Annotated in this window: 17 protein-coding genes; 6 read left to right on the top strand and 11 right to left on the bottom strand. The window is 71.2% G+C overall.

The features are described from left to right. Positions 1-12: 12 nt before the first annotated feature. Positions 13-189 (top strand): hypothetical protein, encoded by a 177-nt coding sequence (locus ACQEUU_RS22050; protein ID WP_270157274.1) that lies wholly within the window; start codon positions 13-15, stop codon positions 187-189. Here ACQEUU_RS22050 and ACQEUU_RS22045 read toward each other — a convergent pair. Next, positions 183-968 carry an SRPBCC family protein gene (locus ACQEUU_RS22045; RefSeq protein ID WP_433068673.1) on the bottom strand — a complete coding sequence of 262 codons (786 nt, stop codon included), beginning with the start codon at positions 966-968 and terminating at the stop codon, positions 183-185. The genes ACQEUU_RS22050 and ACQEUU_RS22045 overlap by 7 nt on opposite strands. Continuing rightward, the gene (locus ACQEUU_RS22040; protein ID WP_433068671.1) at positions 965-1,300 is read right to left on the bottom strand and encodes an ArsR/SmtB family transcription factor; all 336 of its coding nucleotides are present in this window, start codon (positions 1,298-1,300) and stop codon (positions 965-967) included. Before ACQEUU_RS22040 ends, ACQEUU_RS22045 begins: the two co-directional genes overlap by 4 nt. A gap of 156 nt (positions 1,301-1,456) precedes the next feature. Here ACQEUU_RS22040 and ACQEUU_RS22035 point away from each other — a divergent pair, with 156 nt between their 5' ends. After that, positions 1,457-2,278 carry a MerR family transcriptional regulator gene (locus ACQEUU_RS22035; protein WP_433068670.1) on the top strand — a complete coding sequence of 274 codons (822 nt, stop codon included), beginning with the start codon at positions 1,457-1,459 and terminating at the stop codon, positions 2,276-2,278. Here ACQEUU_RS22035 and map read toward each other — a convergent pair. Continuing rightward, a complete protein-coding gene (gene map / locus ACQEUU_RS22030) occupies positions 2,265-3,035 on the bottom strand; it encodes a type I methionyl aminopeptidase (RefSeq protein WP_433068668.1) in 771 nt (256 codons plus the stop codon). The genes ACQEUU_RS22035 and map overlap by 14 nt on opposite strands. A 43-nt stretch (positions 3,036-3,078) precedes the next feature. On the opposite strand from map, the gene ACQEUU_RS22025 reads away from it, so the two are divergent. Beyond that, positions 3,079-3,333 carry a helix-turn-helix domain-containing protein gene (locus ACQEUU_RS22025; protein WP_433068666.1) on the top strand — a complete coding sequence of 85 codons (255 nt, stop codon included), beginning with the start codon at positions 3,079-3,081 and terminating at the stop codon, positions 3,331-3,333. A 40-nt stretch (positions 3,334-3,373) separates the two neighbouring features. Here ACQEUU_RS22025 and ACQEUU_RS22020 read toward each other — a convergent pair whose 3' ends face one another. The 3 genes from ACQEUU_RS22020 to ACQEUU_RS22010 are packed head-to-tail and all read right to left on the bottom strand — an operon-like array spanning position 3,374 to position 7,715. Further along, a complete protein-coding gene (locus ACQEUU_RS22020; protein ID WP_433068664.1) occupies positions 3,374-4,411 on the bottom strand; it encodes a tyrosine-type recombinase/integrase in 1,038 nt (345 codons plus the stop codon). A 60-nt stretch (positions 4,412-4,471) separates the two neighbouring features. Continuing rightward, positions 4,472-6,001, bottom strand: a complete 1,530-nt coding sequence (locus tag ACQEUU_RS22015) for a helix-turn-helix domain-containing protein (RefSeq protein ID WP_433068663.1) — start codon at positions 5,999-6,001, stop codon at positions 4,472-4,474. A gap of 16 nt (positions 6,002-6,017) precedes the next feature. Then, positions 6,018-7,715: an enoyl-CoA hydratase-related protein gene (locus ACQEUU_RS22010; RefSeq protein ID WP_433068661.1), complete on the bottom strand. Its 1,698-nt coding sequence runs from the start codon at positions 7,713-7,715 to the stop codon at positions 6,018-6,020. 230 nt (positions 7,716-7,945) lie between these two features. Between ACQEUU_RS22010 and ACQEUU_RS22005 the strand changes: the two genes are divergently transcribed. Beyond that, positions 7,946-8,671, top strand: a complete 726-nt coding sequence (locus tag ACQEUU_RS22005; RefSeq protein WP_433068660.1) for an endonuclease/exonuclease/phosphatase family protein — start codon at positions 7,946-7,948, stop codon at positions 8,669-8,671. Positions 8,672-9,272: 601 nt separating this feature from the next. Here ACQEUU_RS22005 and ACQEUU_RS22000 read toward each other — a convergent pair. Then, positions 9,273-9,527, bottom strand: coding sequence for a hypothetical protein (locus ACQEUU_RS22000; protein ID WP_433068659.1), 255 nt, complete (start codon positions 9,525-9,527; stop codon positions 9,273-9,275). A 248-nt stretch (positions 9,528-9,775) separates the two neighbouring features. Here ACQEUU_RS22000 and ACQEUU_RS21995 point away from each other — a divergent pair, with 248 nt between their 5' ends. Together ACQEUU_RS21995 and ACQEUU_RS21990 are read left to right on the top strand one after the other, a co-directional pair. Next, complete coding sequence (locus ACQEUU_RS21995) at positions 9,776-10,822, top strand: class I SAM-dependent methyltransferase (RefSeq protein WP_433068657.1); 1,047 nt, start codon at positions 9,776-9,778, stop codon at positions 10,820-10,822. Positions 10,823-11,177: 355 nt separating this feature from the next. Next, entirely contained in the window at positions 11,178-11,444 is a 267-nt protein-coding gene (locus tag ACQEUU_RS21990) for a hypothetical protein (RefSeq protein WP_433068655.1), read from the top strand. Positions 11,445-11,581: 137 nt separating this feature from the next. Here ACQEUU_RS21990 and ACQEUU_RS21985 read toward each other — a convergent pair whose 3' ends face one another. The 4 genes from ACQEUU_RS21985 to ACQEUU_RS21970 are packed head-to-tail and all read right to left on the bottom strand — an operon-like array spanning position 11,582 to position 13,321. Then, positions 11,582-11,884, bottom strand: a complete 303-nt coding sequence (locus tag ACQEUU_RS21985) for a DUF952 domain-containing protein (RefSeq protein WP_433068653.1) — start codon at positions 11,882-11,884, stop codon at positions 11,582-11,584. Then, positions 11,872-12,426, bottom strand: a complete 555-nt coding sequence (locus ACQEUU_RS21980; RefSeq protein ID WP_433068651.1) for a GNAT family N-acetyltransferase — start codon at positions 12,424-12,426, stop codon at positions 11,872-11,874. Before ACQEUU_RS21980 ends, ACQEUU_RS21985 begins: the two co-directional genes overlap by 13 nt. Positions 12,427-12,458: 32 nt before the next feature. Continuing rightward, positions 12,459-13,001 carry a TetR/AcrR family transcriptional regulator gene (locus ACQEUU_RS21975; protein WP_433068650.1) on the bottom strand — a complete coding sequence of 181 codons (543 nt, stop codon included), beginning with the start codon at positions 12,999-13,001 and terminating at the stop codon, positions 12,459-12,461. Beyond that, the gene (locus ACQEUU_RS21970; RefSeq protein WP_433068648.1) at positions 12,998-13,321 is read right to left on the bottom strand and encodes a DMT family transporter; all 324 of its coding nucleotides are present in this window, start codon (positions 13,319-13,321) and stop codon (positions 12,998-13,000) included. The genes ACQEUU_RS21975 and ACQEUU_RS21970 overlap by 4 nt, the downstream gene beginning before the upstream one ends. Positions 13,322-13,379: the final 58 nt, after the last annotated feature.

Here is a 13,379-nt window from a genome sequence, read left to right as displayed (position 1 = left end):
TGGGGATGCCACGTGTTTTACCGCAAGTCGCTGGAGGAGCGCATCGCCGAGCGCCAGGCCAAGCTCCGTCCGCTGAAGGAGGGCAAGCACTTCGAGCACGGGCCGGCCAAGTTCGTGTTCGTCGCCCTCATCGTCGTGGTGGTGCTCATGCACTTCGTCGGCCTGGCGATCGTCATGCGCTTCTACTGATCGGCGAGCAGGTCGGCGGCCAGCCGTTCGGCCCGGGCGCGGCAGGCCGCCAGGGTGGCGGCGTCGCCGGGGCAGGTGAGGACGAGCCGGGTGCCGTGACCGGTGCCTTCGCCCAGTTCCCAGCGGACGGCGCCGCCGCCGGTCTCGTACTCGAGGAGCTTGCCCGGTTCGGCGCGGGTGACCGGCCCGGCGGGTGTCCCGGCGATGCCGAACGGCGCCGGGGGCGGCGACCCGGCCCGCGCGCGGTCGCCGCCGAGGACCCGCCAGACGTCGGCGGCGGTACGGGTGAGCTGGCGTTCGAGCCGGACCGTGGCTCCGGCCAGCTCACCGGGGACCATCCCGAGGATGGCCATGTAGTCCTCGTGCAGCCGCGCCATGTCGCCGGGTGCGGGCAGCGGGCGCTCGTCGAGGAGGGCCGCGAGGGCTGCCGTGCAGGTGTGCCAGCCGGCGGCGAAGCTGGCCGCGCCGAACCGGTCGCCGAAGACGTGGGTGAGGGTCAGCAGGCTGCCGTCGCCGTCGGGCCGGATCTCCCAGCGCAGCTCGTCGTCGCCCCAGGTGTGGGCGAACAGCCGGGGCGGGTCCAGCTCCAGCACCCGCCCGGCGGGGCCGGAGCCGTAGTGGACGCGGTCGCCGTCGATGGTCAGCTCGTCCGGGAACCACTGCCTGAGGTGTTCCGGCTCGGTGACGGCCCGCCACACCTTCTCGGCCGGGTGCGGCAGGCGGCGGCGCAGCACCAGCTGGGCGCGGCCGTCGGGGCGGATCAGCAGGTGGTCGTTCACTCGTCCTCCAGGGGGTGGGCCGGCGCCCGGTCGTCGGGCATGGCGTCCAGGTGCCGCTCCAGCCGGTCGAGCCCGGCGGTCCACAGGGCGCGGTAGGGAGCGAGCCAGGCGTCGATCTCGGCGAGCGGCTGAGGGCTCAGCTCGTACCAGCGGCGCTGGGCGTCCTTGCGCACGGTGACGAGCCCCGCCTCGCGCAGCACCTTCAGGTGCTTGGAGGTGCCGGGCTGGGACAGGCCGAGCTCGGCGGTGAGCTCTCCGACCAGCCGCGGCCGTTCCAGGAGCAGGTCGAGGATCCGCCGCCGGGCCGGCTCGGCGAGTACGTCGAAACGCATGCCCTCAACATAGCCGACTGGTTATATGCCCGCAACGGCATCAAAAAGTCAGTCAATAAATCTACATTGTAAAGCTCGTGGGTTTGGACACCCCGTCCACTCCCAAAACGGCAACCCTCAACAGCGACGACCGAGCGCCGGGGGCATGCTGAGGGTGTGGATGATGATCTGCTGCCGATCGGGCGGTTCGCGCGGCTGGGCCGGTTGAGTGTGAAGCAGCTGCGGCGTTATGACGAGCTGGGACTTTTGCGGCCGGCGTGGGTGGATCCGGTGACGGGTTACCGCTATTACCGGGCGTCGCAGGCGCGGGTGGCGCTGGCGATCGGGTTGCTGCGGTCGCTGGATGTGCCGTTGCCGGTGGTGGGGCGGGTGCTGGCGGGGGAGCGGGAGGTGCTGGCCGGGGTGCGGGACGGGCTGGAGGCGGAGCTGGCGCGGCGGCGTCGGACGCTGGCGTCGCTGGAGCGGGTGCTGGAGCGGGGGTTGCCGGCGCCGGAGGTGTCGGTGGTGGCGGAGCCGGCACGGCGGGTGGTGGTGACGCGGGAGGTGGCGGACGGGCCTGAGGGGATCGGGCGGGCGACGTCGGCGGCGGTGGCGCGGCTGATGACGGTGCCGGACGCCGGGCCGGGGGCGGTGTGGCTGGCGGGGGTTTTTCCGGTCGACCTGGATGAGGGGATGGCGGTGTCGGTGGCGCGGCGGGTGCCGGAGGAGTGGTGCGACGAGGCGGGCTTACGGGCGGGCTTGCCGGCGGGGGTTGGGGTGGAGGTGCTGGCGGGCGGGGTGTTCGCGGCCGCCCGGCATGTGGGTCCCTACGATCAGATCCCGCTGACGGTGAGCGGGGTGCTGGCGTGGTGCGGTGAGCGGCGGCTGGCGGCGTCGCAGGTGCGTGAGGTGTACGTGTCGGATCCCGCGGTGACGTCGCCGGATCGGCTGGTGACCGATGTGCTGGTGCGGTTCGACGAGCCGGTCAGGGGGCGGTGAGGATGAGGGGGCCGTCGTCGGTGATGGCGATGGTGTGCTCGGCGTGGGCGGCGCGGCTGCCGTCGGTGGTGCGCAGGGTCCAGCCGTCGGAGGCGACGCGGTAGCCGGCGGGGCTTCGGCTGAGCATGGGTTCGATGGCGAGGGTCATGCCGGGGCGGAGGATCATGCCGCGTCCGGGGCGGCCGCGGTTGGGGACGTGGGGGTCTTCGTGCATGTGGCGGCCGATGCCGTGGCCGCCGAAGTCGGAGGCGACGGCGTCGGTGCAGTGGTCGCGGGCGGCGACGGTCTGGATGGCGTGGCCGATGTCCCCGATGCGGTTTCCGGGCAGGGCGGCGGCGATGCCGGCGGCGAGGGCCTGGCGGGTGGTGTCGATGAGGTGGCGGTCGGCGGGGTGGGTGGTGCCGACGGTGAAGCTGATGGCGGAGTCGCCGGCCCAGCCGTCGAGGTAGACGCCGCAGTCGATGCTGACGAGGTCGCCGTCGCGCAGGCGGCTGCGGCCGGGGATGCCGTGGACGATGGCGTCGTTGACGGAGACGCAGATGACGGCGGGGTAGGGGGTGGGGGCGAAGCCGGGCTGGTAGCCGGTGAAGGCGGAGGTGGCGTGGGCTTCGGCGATGGTGGTGGCGGCGAGGTCGTCGAGTTCGGCGATGGGGGTGCCGGGGGTGGCGTGGGCGGCGACGGCTTGGAGGGTGCGGGCGACGACGCGGCCTGCTTCGCGCATGGCTTGGAGTTCGCCGGTGGTCTTGATCTCTACCATGGCGATAACTATACCGGTATTTCTATTGGGTTAGACTGGCGGCATGGTCCGACCCCCGCTGACCCCGGAAGAACGCCTGCGCGGCGAGCACCTCGGCCTGCTCCTGCGCGAGGCCAGAGCCGGCCGCAGCATCGCCGAGGTCGCCGCCGCCGCCGGCATGTCCGCCGAAACCCTCCGCAAGATCGAAACCGGCCGGATCGCAACCCCCGCCTTCTTCACCATCGCCGCCCTGGCCGACGTGCTCGGCGTCTCCCTGGACCGCCTCGCCGTCCGCACCACCCCGGCCGTCCCCACCTGACCTCCCACGGCAGACCTTTTCGGACAGGGCCGCGCGCGTCTCAGCCGGAAGAGGGCCGCTTGAGCAGCGGATGGGCGCGCATCGCCACCTCCAGCTCACCCGGCAGCTCGTCGCGGTAGCGGCCCAGCGTCGACAGGTCACTGTGGCCGAGCACCCGCCGCACCGCGTCCATGTCGACCGCGTCGGCCAGCAGATGCGTCGCCGTCGTGTGGCGCAGCCCGTGAGGGGTGACCGTGCGGCGCCGCTCCGGGTCCACCTGCCGCTGCACCCGGTCGATCACCGCCTGCACGTCACCGCGCGCCAGCCGCCGGCCACGCCACGACAGCAGCAGCGCCTTGTCCGCCGACTCCGGCCGCCCCCGCTCCAGATAGGCCTGCAGCACCCGCGCCACGTCCGCAGGCAACGGCACGTCCCGCGTCCGCCCGCCCTTGCCGAAGATCCGCCAGTAGCGGACGCCGTCGTTGGTGAAGAAATCCTCGACGTTGGCCCGTACCAGCTCCGACACGCGCGGCCCCAGCGTCGCCAGCAGCAGCACGATCAGCCCGTCACGCAGCTCCGTGCGCTGGTCGCGGCGGCCCCGCGCGGGGGGCCGCTGCTCGCCGAGCCGGCGCGCCGCACCCACCAGCCCCTGCGCCTGCTCGCGGGTCAGCGCCCGCCGCTCCGGCCGCAGCCCGCCCCGCTCGCGGGCGGTGATCGTCGCCACCGTCATCGGGTTGACCTGCACCCAGCCGGCGAGCGTCGCATGCTTGAACAACGCCGAGATCGACCGGCGGAACCGCGCCTGCGACGACGCCGACTGCCCGCCCCCCTCACGGCCGCCCCCCTCACGCCCGGCCGCCGGCCGGCGGCCGTCGGGCTTGCGGGCGAAGGCCAGCAGCACCGCGTCGACGTCCTCACCCGTCAGGTCGTCGAGCACCCGGCCGGGCCCCGCCAGCTCGACCAGGGTGGCGACGTCGCGCGCGTAGACCTCCGCGGTGGCCGCCGACAGCGCGCCCGTCGACACCCGGGCCCGCACCAGCTCCACGTAGCGGTCCGCCGCCTCCGCCACCGACACCCGGTCGAGCTCCGCAGGCCGCACCCCTCACCCCTCCCGCCAAGATCCAGCAGGAGGAAACGGTAGCGGCCCGCACCGACACTTTCAGATGTCGCGGAACGTCTCGATCCGCGCCCCCAGCGCGTTCAGCCGCTCCGCCAGGTCCTCGTACCCCCGGTTGATCACGTACACGTTGCGCAGCACCGACGTGCCCTCCGCCGCCATCATCGCCAGCAGCACCACCACCGCCGGGCGCAGCGCGGGCGGGCACATCATCTCCGCCGACCGCCACCGCGTCGGCCCTCCCACCAGCACCCGGTGCGGGTCGAGCAGCTTGACCGAGGCGCCCAGCCGGGTCAGCTCCGTCAGGTAGATCGCCCGGTTGTCGTACACCCAGTCGTGGATGAGCGTCGACCCCTCCGCCGAGGCGGCGATCGCCGCGAAGAACGGCACGTTGTCGATGTTCAGGCCGGGGAACGGCATCGGGTGGATCTTGTCGATGGGGGAGATGAGCTTCGACGGCCGCACCGTCAGGTCGACCAGGCGGGTGCGGCCGTTGGCCGCCGCGTACTCCTCGCCCCGGTCGTGGTCGAGTCCCATCTCCTCCAGGACCGCCAGCTCGATCTCCAGGAACTCCACCGGCACCCGGCAGATCGTCAGCTCCGAGGAGGTGACGACCGCCGCGGCCAGCAGGCTCATCGCCTCCACCGGGTCCTCCGACGGCGAATAGTCGACGTCGCGGTCGATGTGCGGCACGCCGTGCACCGTCAGGGTGGTCGTGCCGACGCCCTCGACGCGGACGCCGAGCTCCTCCAGGAAGAAGCACAGGTCCTGCACCATGTAGTTGGAGGAGGCGTTGCGGATCACCGTCACGCCGTCGTGACGCGCCGCGGCCAGCAGCGCGTTCTCCGTCACCGTGTCGCCCCGCTCGGTCAGCACGATCGCCCGCTTCGGCGACACCTCCCGGTCGACCTCGGCGTGGTAGAAGCCGCCGGTCGCGGTGATGTGCAGGCCGAAGTGCTGCAGCGCCGACATGTGCGGCTGGACCGTGCGCGTGCCGAGGTCGCACCCTCCCGCGTACGGGATGCGGAACACGTCGGTGCGGTGCATCAGCGGACCCAGGAACATGATCACGCTGCGGGTGCGGCGCGCCGCGTCGGTGTCCATCGACTCCAGCTCCAGCCGGGCCGGCGGCACGATCTCCAGGTCGTTGCCCTCGTTGATCCACCGGGCGCGCACCCCGATCGAGGCGAGCACCTCCAGGATCCGGTAGACCTCCTCGATCCGCGCCACCTTGCGCAGGATCGTCCGCCCCGAGTTCAGCAGCGTCGCGCACAGCAGCGCCACGCACGCGTTCTTCGACGTCTTGACCTCGATGCTGCCCGACAGGCGGCGCCCGCCCACGACCCGCAGGTGCATGGGGCCCGCGTAGCCCAGGGAGACGATCTCGCTGTCGAGCGCCTCGCCGATGCGGGCGATCATCTCAAGGCTGATGTTCTGGTTGCCGCGCTCGATCCGGTTGATCGCGCTCTGGCTGGTCGCCAGCGCGTCCGCGAGCTGGAGCTGCGTCCATCCGCGGTGCTGCCGCGCATCCCGGATCAGCCGGCCGATCCGCACAAGATAGTCATCTGCCACAACAACCCAACCTATCTCACATATGAGATGCATTCGCATCGGGTCGGGGCGACGCGCCGGACAACTCCCGGTGCCCCTCCCGGTGCACCGCCAGCCTTGAGGGCGTACGAGCAGGCCGACGCCCGTGCACCAGCGCCCGCCGGGCCGCCCCGAACCCCCGCCGGTCACCGAACACGTCACAGCTCAACTCCGCCAGCTCCTCCACCCGGTACGCCTCCAACGGCTTACGCCGCTCATCCGCCTCCCACGCCTCCCGCTTGACCGCCAGCAACCGCGCATACCCCGCACTGGCCGCCAGCTTCCCGGCGTACTCCAGCACCACCCGCTCGAACTCCTGCCGCGACCCCGGCACCACCCGATCCGCCAGCCCCAGCTCCACCGCCTCCTCCGCACCCACCGGCAACCCCCTGCGCAGCAGCCGCCGCGCCTGCTCGGCCCCCACCCGGCGCGGCAGCGCATACGACCACAACCCCCCGCCGGACAACCCCAGCGCGCGATAGTGCGGATTCAGCACCACCCCCGACCGGACCATCACCCGATCACCTCCCAGCGCCAGCATCACCCCGCCCGCCCCCGCGTCACCGCCCACCGACGTCACCACCAGCTGCCCCGTACAGGCCAGCACCTCACGGCAGACCCGCCCGAACGCGTCCAGATTCCGCCACGCCTCCAGCTCCGGATGCCGCGCCGCCTCGATCACGTTCAGATGGATCCCGCGCGAGAACACCTCCCCGCCCCGCACCACCAGCACCCGCGTATCCTGCTCCACCGCGTACCGCAGCACCGAAGCCAGCCGCCGGCACTGACCCGTCGACATCACCCCGTCATAGAAGTCGAAACCCACCACCCCGACCCCCTCACCCCGGTCATAGGTGACCTCGCCGTAGCCCGGCCGCTCCGGCACCCCCTCCAGCCGCTCACCGAGCACCATCGCCGCCGGCAGCTTCACCGCCCCCGGCTCCTCGGCCCGCAACTGCCCCACCCACACCGTGCCGTCACCGGTGTGCACCAGCACCGCGCCCTCCCGCCGGCCCGCCACCTCACCCGGCGTCCCCGGCAGCGCCGGCCCCCGATGGGCGTCGAACACCCGCACCCGCAGCCCGCACAGCTCCGCCCCGCCGCCCGGCTCCCCGTCGGCCGCGCGCACCCGCCGCACCACCGACTCCGCCGGCTCCCGCCACGACAGCTCGCCCACCCCCACGCGGGGCCCCGCCGCCACCGCCGGCCGCGGGGGAGCGGGCGGCACGAACGCCGGGTCCGCCGCCCTGGCCGCCACCTCCAGCGCCAGCTCCGCGGCCGCCTCCGCCACCGGCCCGTTGTACAGCGCCGACTTGCGCGGCGGCTCCTGCGGCATCGGGAACATCCGGTACGCCCACACCGGCGCGCCATCCACCTCCCGCCCGCCCTGCACCGCGCTCACCCCCCACTCGCGCTCCCCGCCGGCGATCGCCCGATCCAGCGGCGCCGGGCCGCGGTCACCGGGCGGCCCCGGATGGATGACGACCGCGCGCACACCCCGCCACGGCGGCACCGGCGCCCGCTCCGACAGGCACGGGCAGATCACCAGGTCCGGCTTGGCCAGCTCGACGGCCTCGAGCAACAGCCGCTCCGACAGCGCCAGCTCCACGCTGACCTCGTGCCCCGCCCGCCGCAACGCCAGCCAGGTCCGCTGGGCCACGGCGTCGAAGGAGGAGCAGACAAGCAGGATGCGCACAGGCAGATCTTCCTCACCGGGGCTCGCGCCTGCCGGAGGGTCACGACGGCCCCGTCCGGCCCGTACAGGCAAGCATGCTGACACGATCCGGCAAACGTCGGTGACACAACGCGGCAAAACCGGCAACATCCGCTGCCATCCGTACGGAACAGTCCGGATTCTCCCGGCACCCACTCCCGCCCCATGGTAGGCACAAGCACACACACCCGACACCCACCAAGCAGGCACCCATGATCCGCGTCCTGACCTGGAACGTATGGTGGCGATTCGGCCCCTGGCAAGCCCGCGCCGACGCCATCGCCACCACCCTCGCCACCCTCGACTGCCACCTCATCGGCCTCCAGGAAGTCTGGGCCGACCACCACCACAACCTCGCCGCCCAACTCGCCGACCACCTCGGCATGCACTGGACCTGGACCCCCTCCGACCGCCCCCACCGCTGGCACCGCCGCCTCCCCGGCACCACAGCCGACGTCGGCAACGCCATCCTCAGCACCTGGCCGATCCTCGACCACGCCACCCTGCGACTCCCCGCCACAGGCGGCCGCGACGACGGCCACCAAGCCCTCCACGCCCTCGTCGACGCCCCCGCACACCCCATCGCCTTCTTCACCACCCACCTCAACTCCGCCCCGCACGAATCCGCCGTCCGCTACGCCCAGGTCGCAGCCCTCGCCCAGTTCGTCGCCGACCACCGCCACCACACCGCCTTCCCCGCCATCCTCACCGGCGACTACAACGCCCTGCCCGACTCCGACGAGATGCGACTCCTCGGCGGCTACAGAACCGCCCCCGCCGTCCCCGGCCAGACCCTCCTCGACGCCTGGGAATACGCCCACCCCGACACCCCCGCCGCCACCTGGGACCCCGCCAACCCCTACGCCGCCCGGACCCACGAACCACCCGCACGCATCGACTACATCCACCTCACCCCACCCGGCCCCGGCGGCCTCTGACACGTCCGCTCCGTACGCCGCGCCGGCGACCGCCCCGTCAACGGCGTATGGCCGTCCGACCACGCCGCCGTCCTCGCCGACCTGGCCACCCAGGCGGACCAGCCCTCCTGAAACCCGCACCCGGACGCCCACCGCCGTGGGGGCCTGTGATCGGTGGTGACCCGGCGCCGCCACCGATCACCTGCCGGAGCCGAAGACCGTACGGTCCCCTCGACAGGGGTGCGCACTCCTACGGACCATGACCGTTCGAACACGTATGGTCGCGGCGGGTGACGATCGCCCGTCGTGCCCCTGTGCGGGGGGCCATCGGTCCGCGGCCCAGAGCGCGGGAGGCACCATGACTCCCATCCAGGTGAACGGGAAGATGAGCCTCGCGCACCGGTCAGGGGAGGGGGAGGCGCCTGTCCGGCAGGGCGGACAGATGCGAGGAACAACGCGCGGCGCCGGCAGAGGGTCCCTGAGGGTGGGGGTGCGGATGCGTGATGGCGGTCCGAAGGTCCTGGGCGTGCCCCAGCCTGGTGCGGCGGAATGCTTCGGTACGCGGATGCTCTGATACCAGACAGAATCCAGCTTCTGTCTGGTATCAGACTGTTTGTCCGGGTTAGAGGCGGTTGACGAGGCGAGTGGCGGCCCGGTTGCTCATGCCGGTCTCGCCGCGGACGAAGAAGACCGCCTCCTGGATCTGGCCCAGCGCCTTGAGCTCGCGGGCCTGATCGATGACGTCCTGCCGAGGCGAGGGCCGGTTGCGGGGCGCCTTGGTGAGGCGGACGGCCAGGATGATCAGGTAGATGATCGCGACGGTGACGACGAAGGTCAGCGCGATCAGACCTCCGGTGGAGATGGCCAGGCTCGGCATGTATTGATCGTACGTAAAGGGATCGTCTGGCGGGAGTCAGGCGCGCGGTGAACTGTGTGGCGTGTTTCTCGCCGTTGCGGGGTTTGGGGGCGGTGAGAGGGCTGGTGTGCTGGTCGGGGCGGCTCTGTCTAGTTGCTCGATAATGAACATTATGTCAAGTAGAGCGAGAACCGCTCGTCCCCCGTCGCCGGGCGGGGCTCGTTATCGGGGTATGACGAGGGTGACGGGGGCGTTTTCGGGGGGCTGTGATGGATCAGGGCAAGGTGAACGCGTTCTTGGAACGGTCGGTGGCCGATCTGGCGGCGACCGATGCGGCGGGTTCGGTCGTGGTGGGTCATCGGCTGGGTCTGTATCGCGCGCTCGCGCGGGGTCCGGTGACGCCGGCGGAGTTCGCCGGGCGTACGGGGTGTCATGTGCGTTATCTGACCGAGTGGCTGCGGGGTCAGGCGGCCGGTGGTTATGTCGGTTTCGATGCGTCGAGTGGGCGGTTCTTCCTGAGTGAGGAGCAGGCGTTCTGTCTTGCGGATCCGGAGGGGCCGAATGTGCCGGCGGCTTTTCTGGTGGCTTTGGGGATGTTGCGGGCGGAGCCGCGGATCACGGAGGCGTTCCGTACGGGTGCGGGTGTGGGCTGGCATGAGCATGAGGAGGATGTGTTCGTCGGGTGTGACGCTTTTTTCCGGCCGGGGTATGCCGCTTCGCTGGTTCCGGAGTGGATTCCGGCGTTGGAGGGGGTGGAGGCGAAGCTGGTGGCGGGGGCTCGGGTGGCTGATGTGGGGTGTGGTCTGGGGTCGTCGTCGATGTTGCTGGCGGAGGCGTTTCCGCGTTCGTCGGTGGTGGGTTTCGACTATCACGAGCAGTCGATCGCGTTGGCTCGGGAGCGGGCCGCTGAGCGGGGGCTGGGTGGCCGGGTGGTGTTCGAGGTGGCGTCGGCGCAGTCTTTCGCGGGTGAGGGTTTTGATCTGGTGACGATGTTCGATTGCCTGCATGACATGGGTGATCCGGTGGGGGCGGCTCGGCGGGTGTGGGAGGCGTTGGCTCCGGACGGTACGTGGTTGCTGGTGGAGCCGTTGGCCTCTGATCGGGTGGAGGAGAATTTCACTCCGGTGGGGCGGTTGTATTACAGCGCTTCGACGTTCTTGTGTGTGCCGAGTGGGTTGTCGCAGCCGGGTGGGTGTGCGTTGGGGGCTCAGGCGGGTGAGGCGGCGATTCGGGGGGTGTTGGCGGATGCGGGGTTCACGCGGTTCCGGCGGGCGGCGGAGACGGCGTTCAATGTGGTGTTCGAGGTGCGGCGGTGAGCCGGTTGGGGTGTGGGTGCGTATCTGTGGGTGGGGGGCTTCTCCCCCGGTCAGATTTGCCGGTTTTGGTGGGGTCAGATATTACTTATGTGAGATGTGTTACGTCACCGTCGGTGATGTCATGATGGCTTTGCGTTTTTACCGGCTTGTGATGTGATCGTGTGGTTGCCGGTGTCGCCGCTGGTCGGCGGGGCCGCCGGGCGGGTGGGGCTCCTCTCCCCCGCCGGGCGCGGGTGGCGCCGCCGGATGCGGGGCGTGGTTGACAGGGCCGTTGACTTGTCGTTGATTCCTCGTCCTTCGGCGGGTGTGGCCTTTAGGGTGGACTTCTGCTATCGCGCCGCGAGAGGAGCAGCACGTGGGGAACGAGTCCGTGTTATGTCCGGTGTGCCAGGGGGTTCTTCCCGCTGACGGGCGCGAGGCGTATACGCCGCTGCGTGGGCGGTTGATCCTGACGAACGGCTATTGCGCGGGCGGCTGTGCCGAGCGGCGTGCCGCGCATGTGGAGCAGATGCGGCAGCGGATGCCGCAGGGTGTGCCGCAGCAGGCGGGTCAGCCGATGCCGGGTGATCCGATGGCGCGGCGCCTGCAGGTGGCTCCGGTGGGGCCGGGGGTTCCGCGCTGATCGTGTGGTGAGGAGTGCCGCCGGTTCCCGTGCCGGCGGTGGTGTGTGACGGCGGGTCCATGGGTCCGCGCCGGGCTGTTGCCCGCGCGGACGGTGGGCTCGCCGTTTCGTCGTTGGCGGGGTCTTCGTTTCGGGGGTCAGGGCGGGTAGGGGCGGGTGCGGGTGACGGCGGTGGTGGGGAGCGGCCCGTACAGGTGGGGGTAGCCGTTCTCGTGGCGGATGTCGAGTCCGGTGGGGTCGATGTCGAGGATGAGGAGCGGCTGGGTGAGGTGGCTGTAGTAGGTGGCGTGGACGGTGTGGAGCTGGTCCAGGTCGTGGCTGCAGTGGATGAAGCCTTCCTGGTCGAGGGTGCGGCCGAGGGTGGAGATGCGGTACTCCCCCGTGTGCTGGGCGTCGGTCCAGTCGGTGGCGAGGGCGAGGTGGTGGATCATGGGGTCCATTCGTGGTCGAGCATCGCGTAGATGAGCTCTGAGGTCCATTCGCCTTTGACGTGTTCGTTGTCGATGAGGTGGGCTTCGCGGCGCATGCCGAGTTTTTCCAGGACGCGGGCGCTGGCGGTGTTGCGGGCGTCGAGGCGGCCGGTGAGGCGGTGGAGGTGGAGGCCGTCGAAGCCGAGGCGGAGCATTTCGCGGGCGGCTTCGGTGGCGTAGCCGTGGCCGTGGTGGTCGGGGTGCAGGACGTAGCCGATCTCGCCTTGGCGGTGGGTGGCGCTGGTCCAGATGAGCAGGCAGTTGCCGATGAGGGTGCCGGTGTCGCGGCGGATGATGGCGAGGTCGATGGCGTCGCCTTCGGCCTGGAGGGCGGTGCGGCCGGTCTTCTTGTCGAGGAAGGTGCGTACGGCGTCGCGGTCGCGGGGTTCCCAGTAGAGGTAGCGGGCGACGTCGGTGCGGGATTCGTAGGCGTGCAGGGCGTCGAGGTCGTCGGTGGTGAAGGGGCGCAGGGTGAGGCGGGGGGTGGTGATGGGGTATCGGGGTTTGAGCACGGGAGCAGTTTAGGGGGGTTGCGGGCGGGAGTTCAGCCGGGTTTCCGGGTGAGGGTGGTCAGGGCGGTGGTGAGGAGGGCTCGGGTGTGGTCGAGGGGGTGTTGTTCGACGACGTGTTCGAGCCAGAGGGCGGAGATGGCGGTATAGAGGAGGCGAGGGCGGGGGTCGTCGGCGGGCAGGTGGAGGGTGTCGGTGATGATGCTGACGCAGCCGTCGGTCCAGTGGCGGGCGATGTCCTGCAGGTGGGGGTGGCGGCCGGCGTGGACGTAGAGCTCCCACAGGGCGAGCTGGCGGTTGCGGTCGGCGTGGTGGATCTGGTCGGCGAGTTCGGGGAGGCCGTGCTGGGTGATCCAGTGGCGCAGGGTGTCGAGTTCGGTGTGGACGAGGTGCTGGAAGGCTTCGGTGAGGAGCTGGTCGCGGCTGGTGAAGTAGTAGGTGGTGGCGGCGAGCGGGAGTCCGGCGCGGCGGGCGACGTTGCGGTGGGTGACGGCGTTGAAGCCGCCTTCGGTGAGGAGGGTGACGGCGGTGGTGAGGAGGTGGGCGCGGCGGCGGCGGCCGCGTTCCTGGCGGGTCATGGGGTGGCGGCGAGGTTGAGGACGACGACGCCGCCGATAATGAGGAGGATGCCGCCGATTTTGAGCGGGGTGAGGGTTTCGCCCATGAAGGCGGCGCCGATGAGGGCGATGGCGGCGGTGCCGGCGCCGGCCCAGACGGCGTAGGCGGTGCCCATGTCGAGGTGGAGTTTGAGTGCCTGGGCGAGGAGGGCGAAGGAGGCGAGGTAGCCGATGGCGGTGGTGATGGTCCAGCCGGGGTGGGTGAAGCCGTCGCTGAGTTTGAGTGCGGAGGTGGCGGTGACCTCGCAGGCGATGGCGAGGGTGAGCAGGAGCCAGGCCATGGGTGTTCTCCCCGGAAGTGGTACGGGTGTTCAAGTTTATCGGGGGTGGCGGTGGTGG

The sequence above is a fragment of the Nonomuraea sp. CA-218870 genome (genome assembly GCF_050936535.1).
Classification (GTDB): Bacteria; Actinomycetota; Actinomycetes; order Streptosporangiales; family Streptosporangiaceae; genus Nonomuraea; species Nonomuraea corallina.
The sequence above is the reverse complement of the archived record's forward strand: the minus strand, read 5'-3'. Positions and strand labels throughout refer to the sequence as shown.

Coding starts and splice junctions, on each gene's coding strand:
- ACQEUU_RS22040 (WP_433068671.1), bottom strand. CDS start 1,300: ATGCGTTTCGACGTACTCGCCGAGCCGGCCCGGCGGCGGATCCTCGAC.
- map (WP_433068668.1), bottom strand. CDS start 3,035: ATGGTAGAGATCAAGACCACCGGCGAACTCCAAGCCATGCGCGAAGCA.
- ACQEUU_RS22025 (WP_433068666.1), top strand. CDS start 3,079: ATGGTCCGACCCCCGCTGACCCCGGAAGAACGCCTGCGCGGCGAGCAC.
- ACQEUU_RS22005 (WP_433068660.1), top strand. CDS start 7,946: ATGATCCGCGTCCTGACCTGGAACGTATGGTGGCGATTCGGCCCCTGG.
- ACQEUU_RS22000 (WP_433068659.1), bottom strand. CDS start 9,527: ATGCCGAGCCTGGCCATCTCCACCGGAGGTCTGATCGCGCTGACCTTC.
- ACQEUU_RS21995 (WP_433068657.1), top strand. CDS start 9,776: ATGGATCAGGGCAAGGTGAACGCGTTCTTGGAACGGTCGGTGGCCGAT.
- ACQEUU_RS21985 (WP_433068653.1), bottom strand. CDS start 11,884: ATGGACCCCATGATCCACCACCTCGCCCTCGCCACCGACTGGACCGAC.
- ACQEUU_RS21975 (WP_433068650.1), bottom strand. CDS start 13,001: ATGACCCGCCAGGAACGCGGCCGCCGCCGCCGCGCCCACCTCCTCACC.
- ACQEUU_RS21970 (WP_433068648.1), bottom strand. CDS start 13,321: ATGGCCTGGCTCCTGCTCACCCTCGCCATCGCCTGCGAGGTCACCGCC.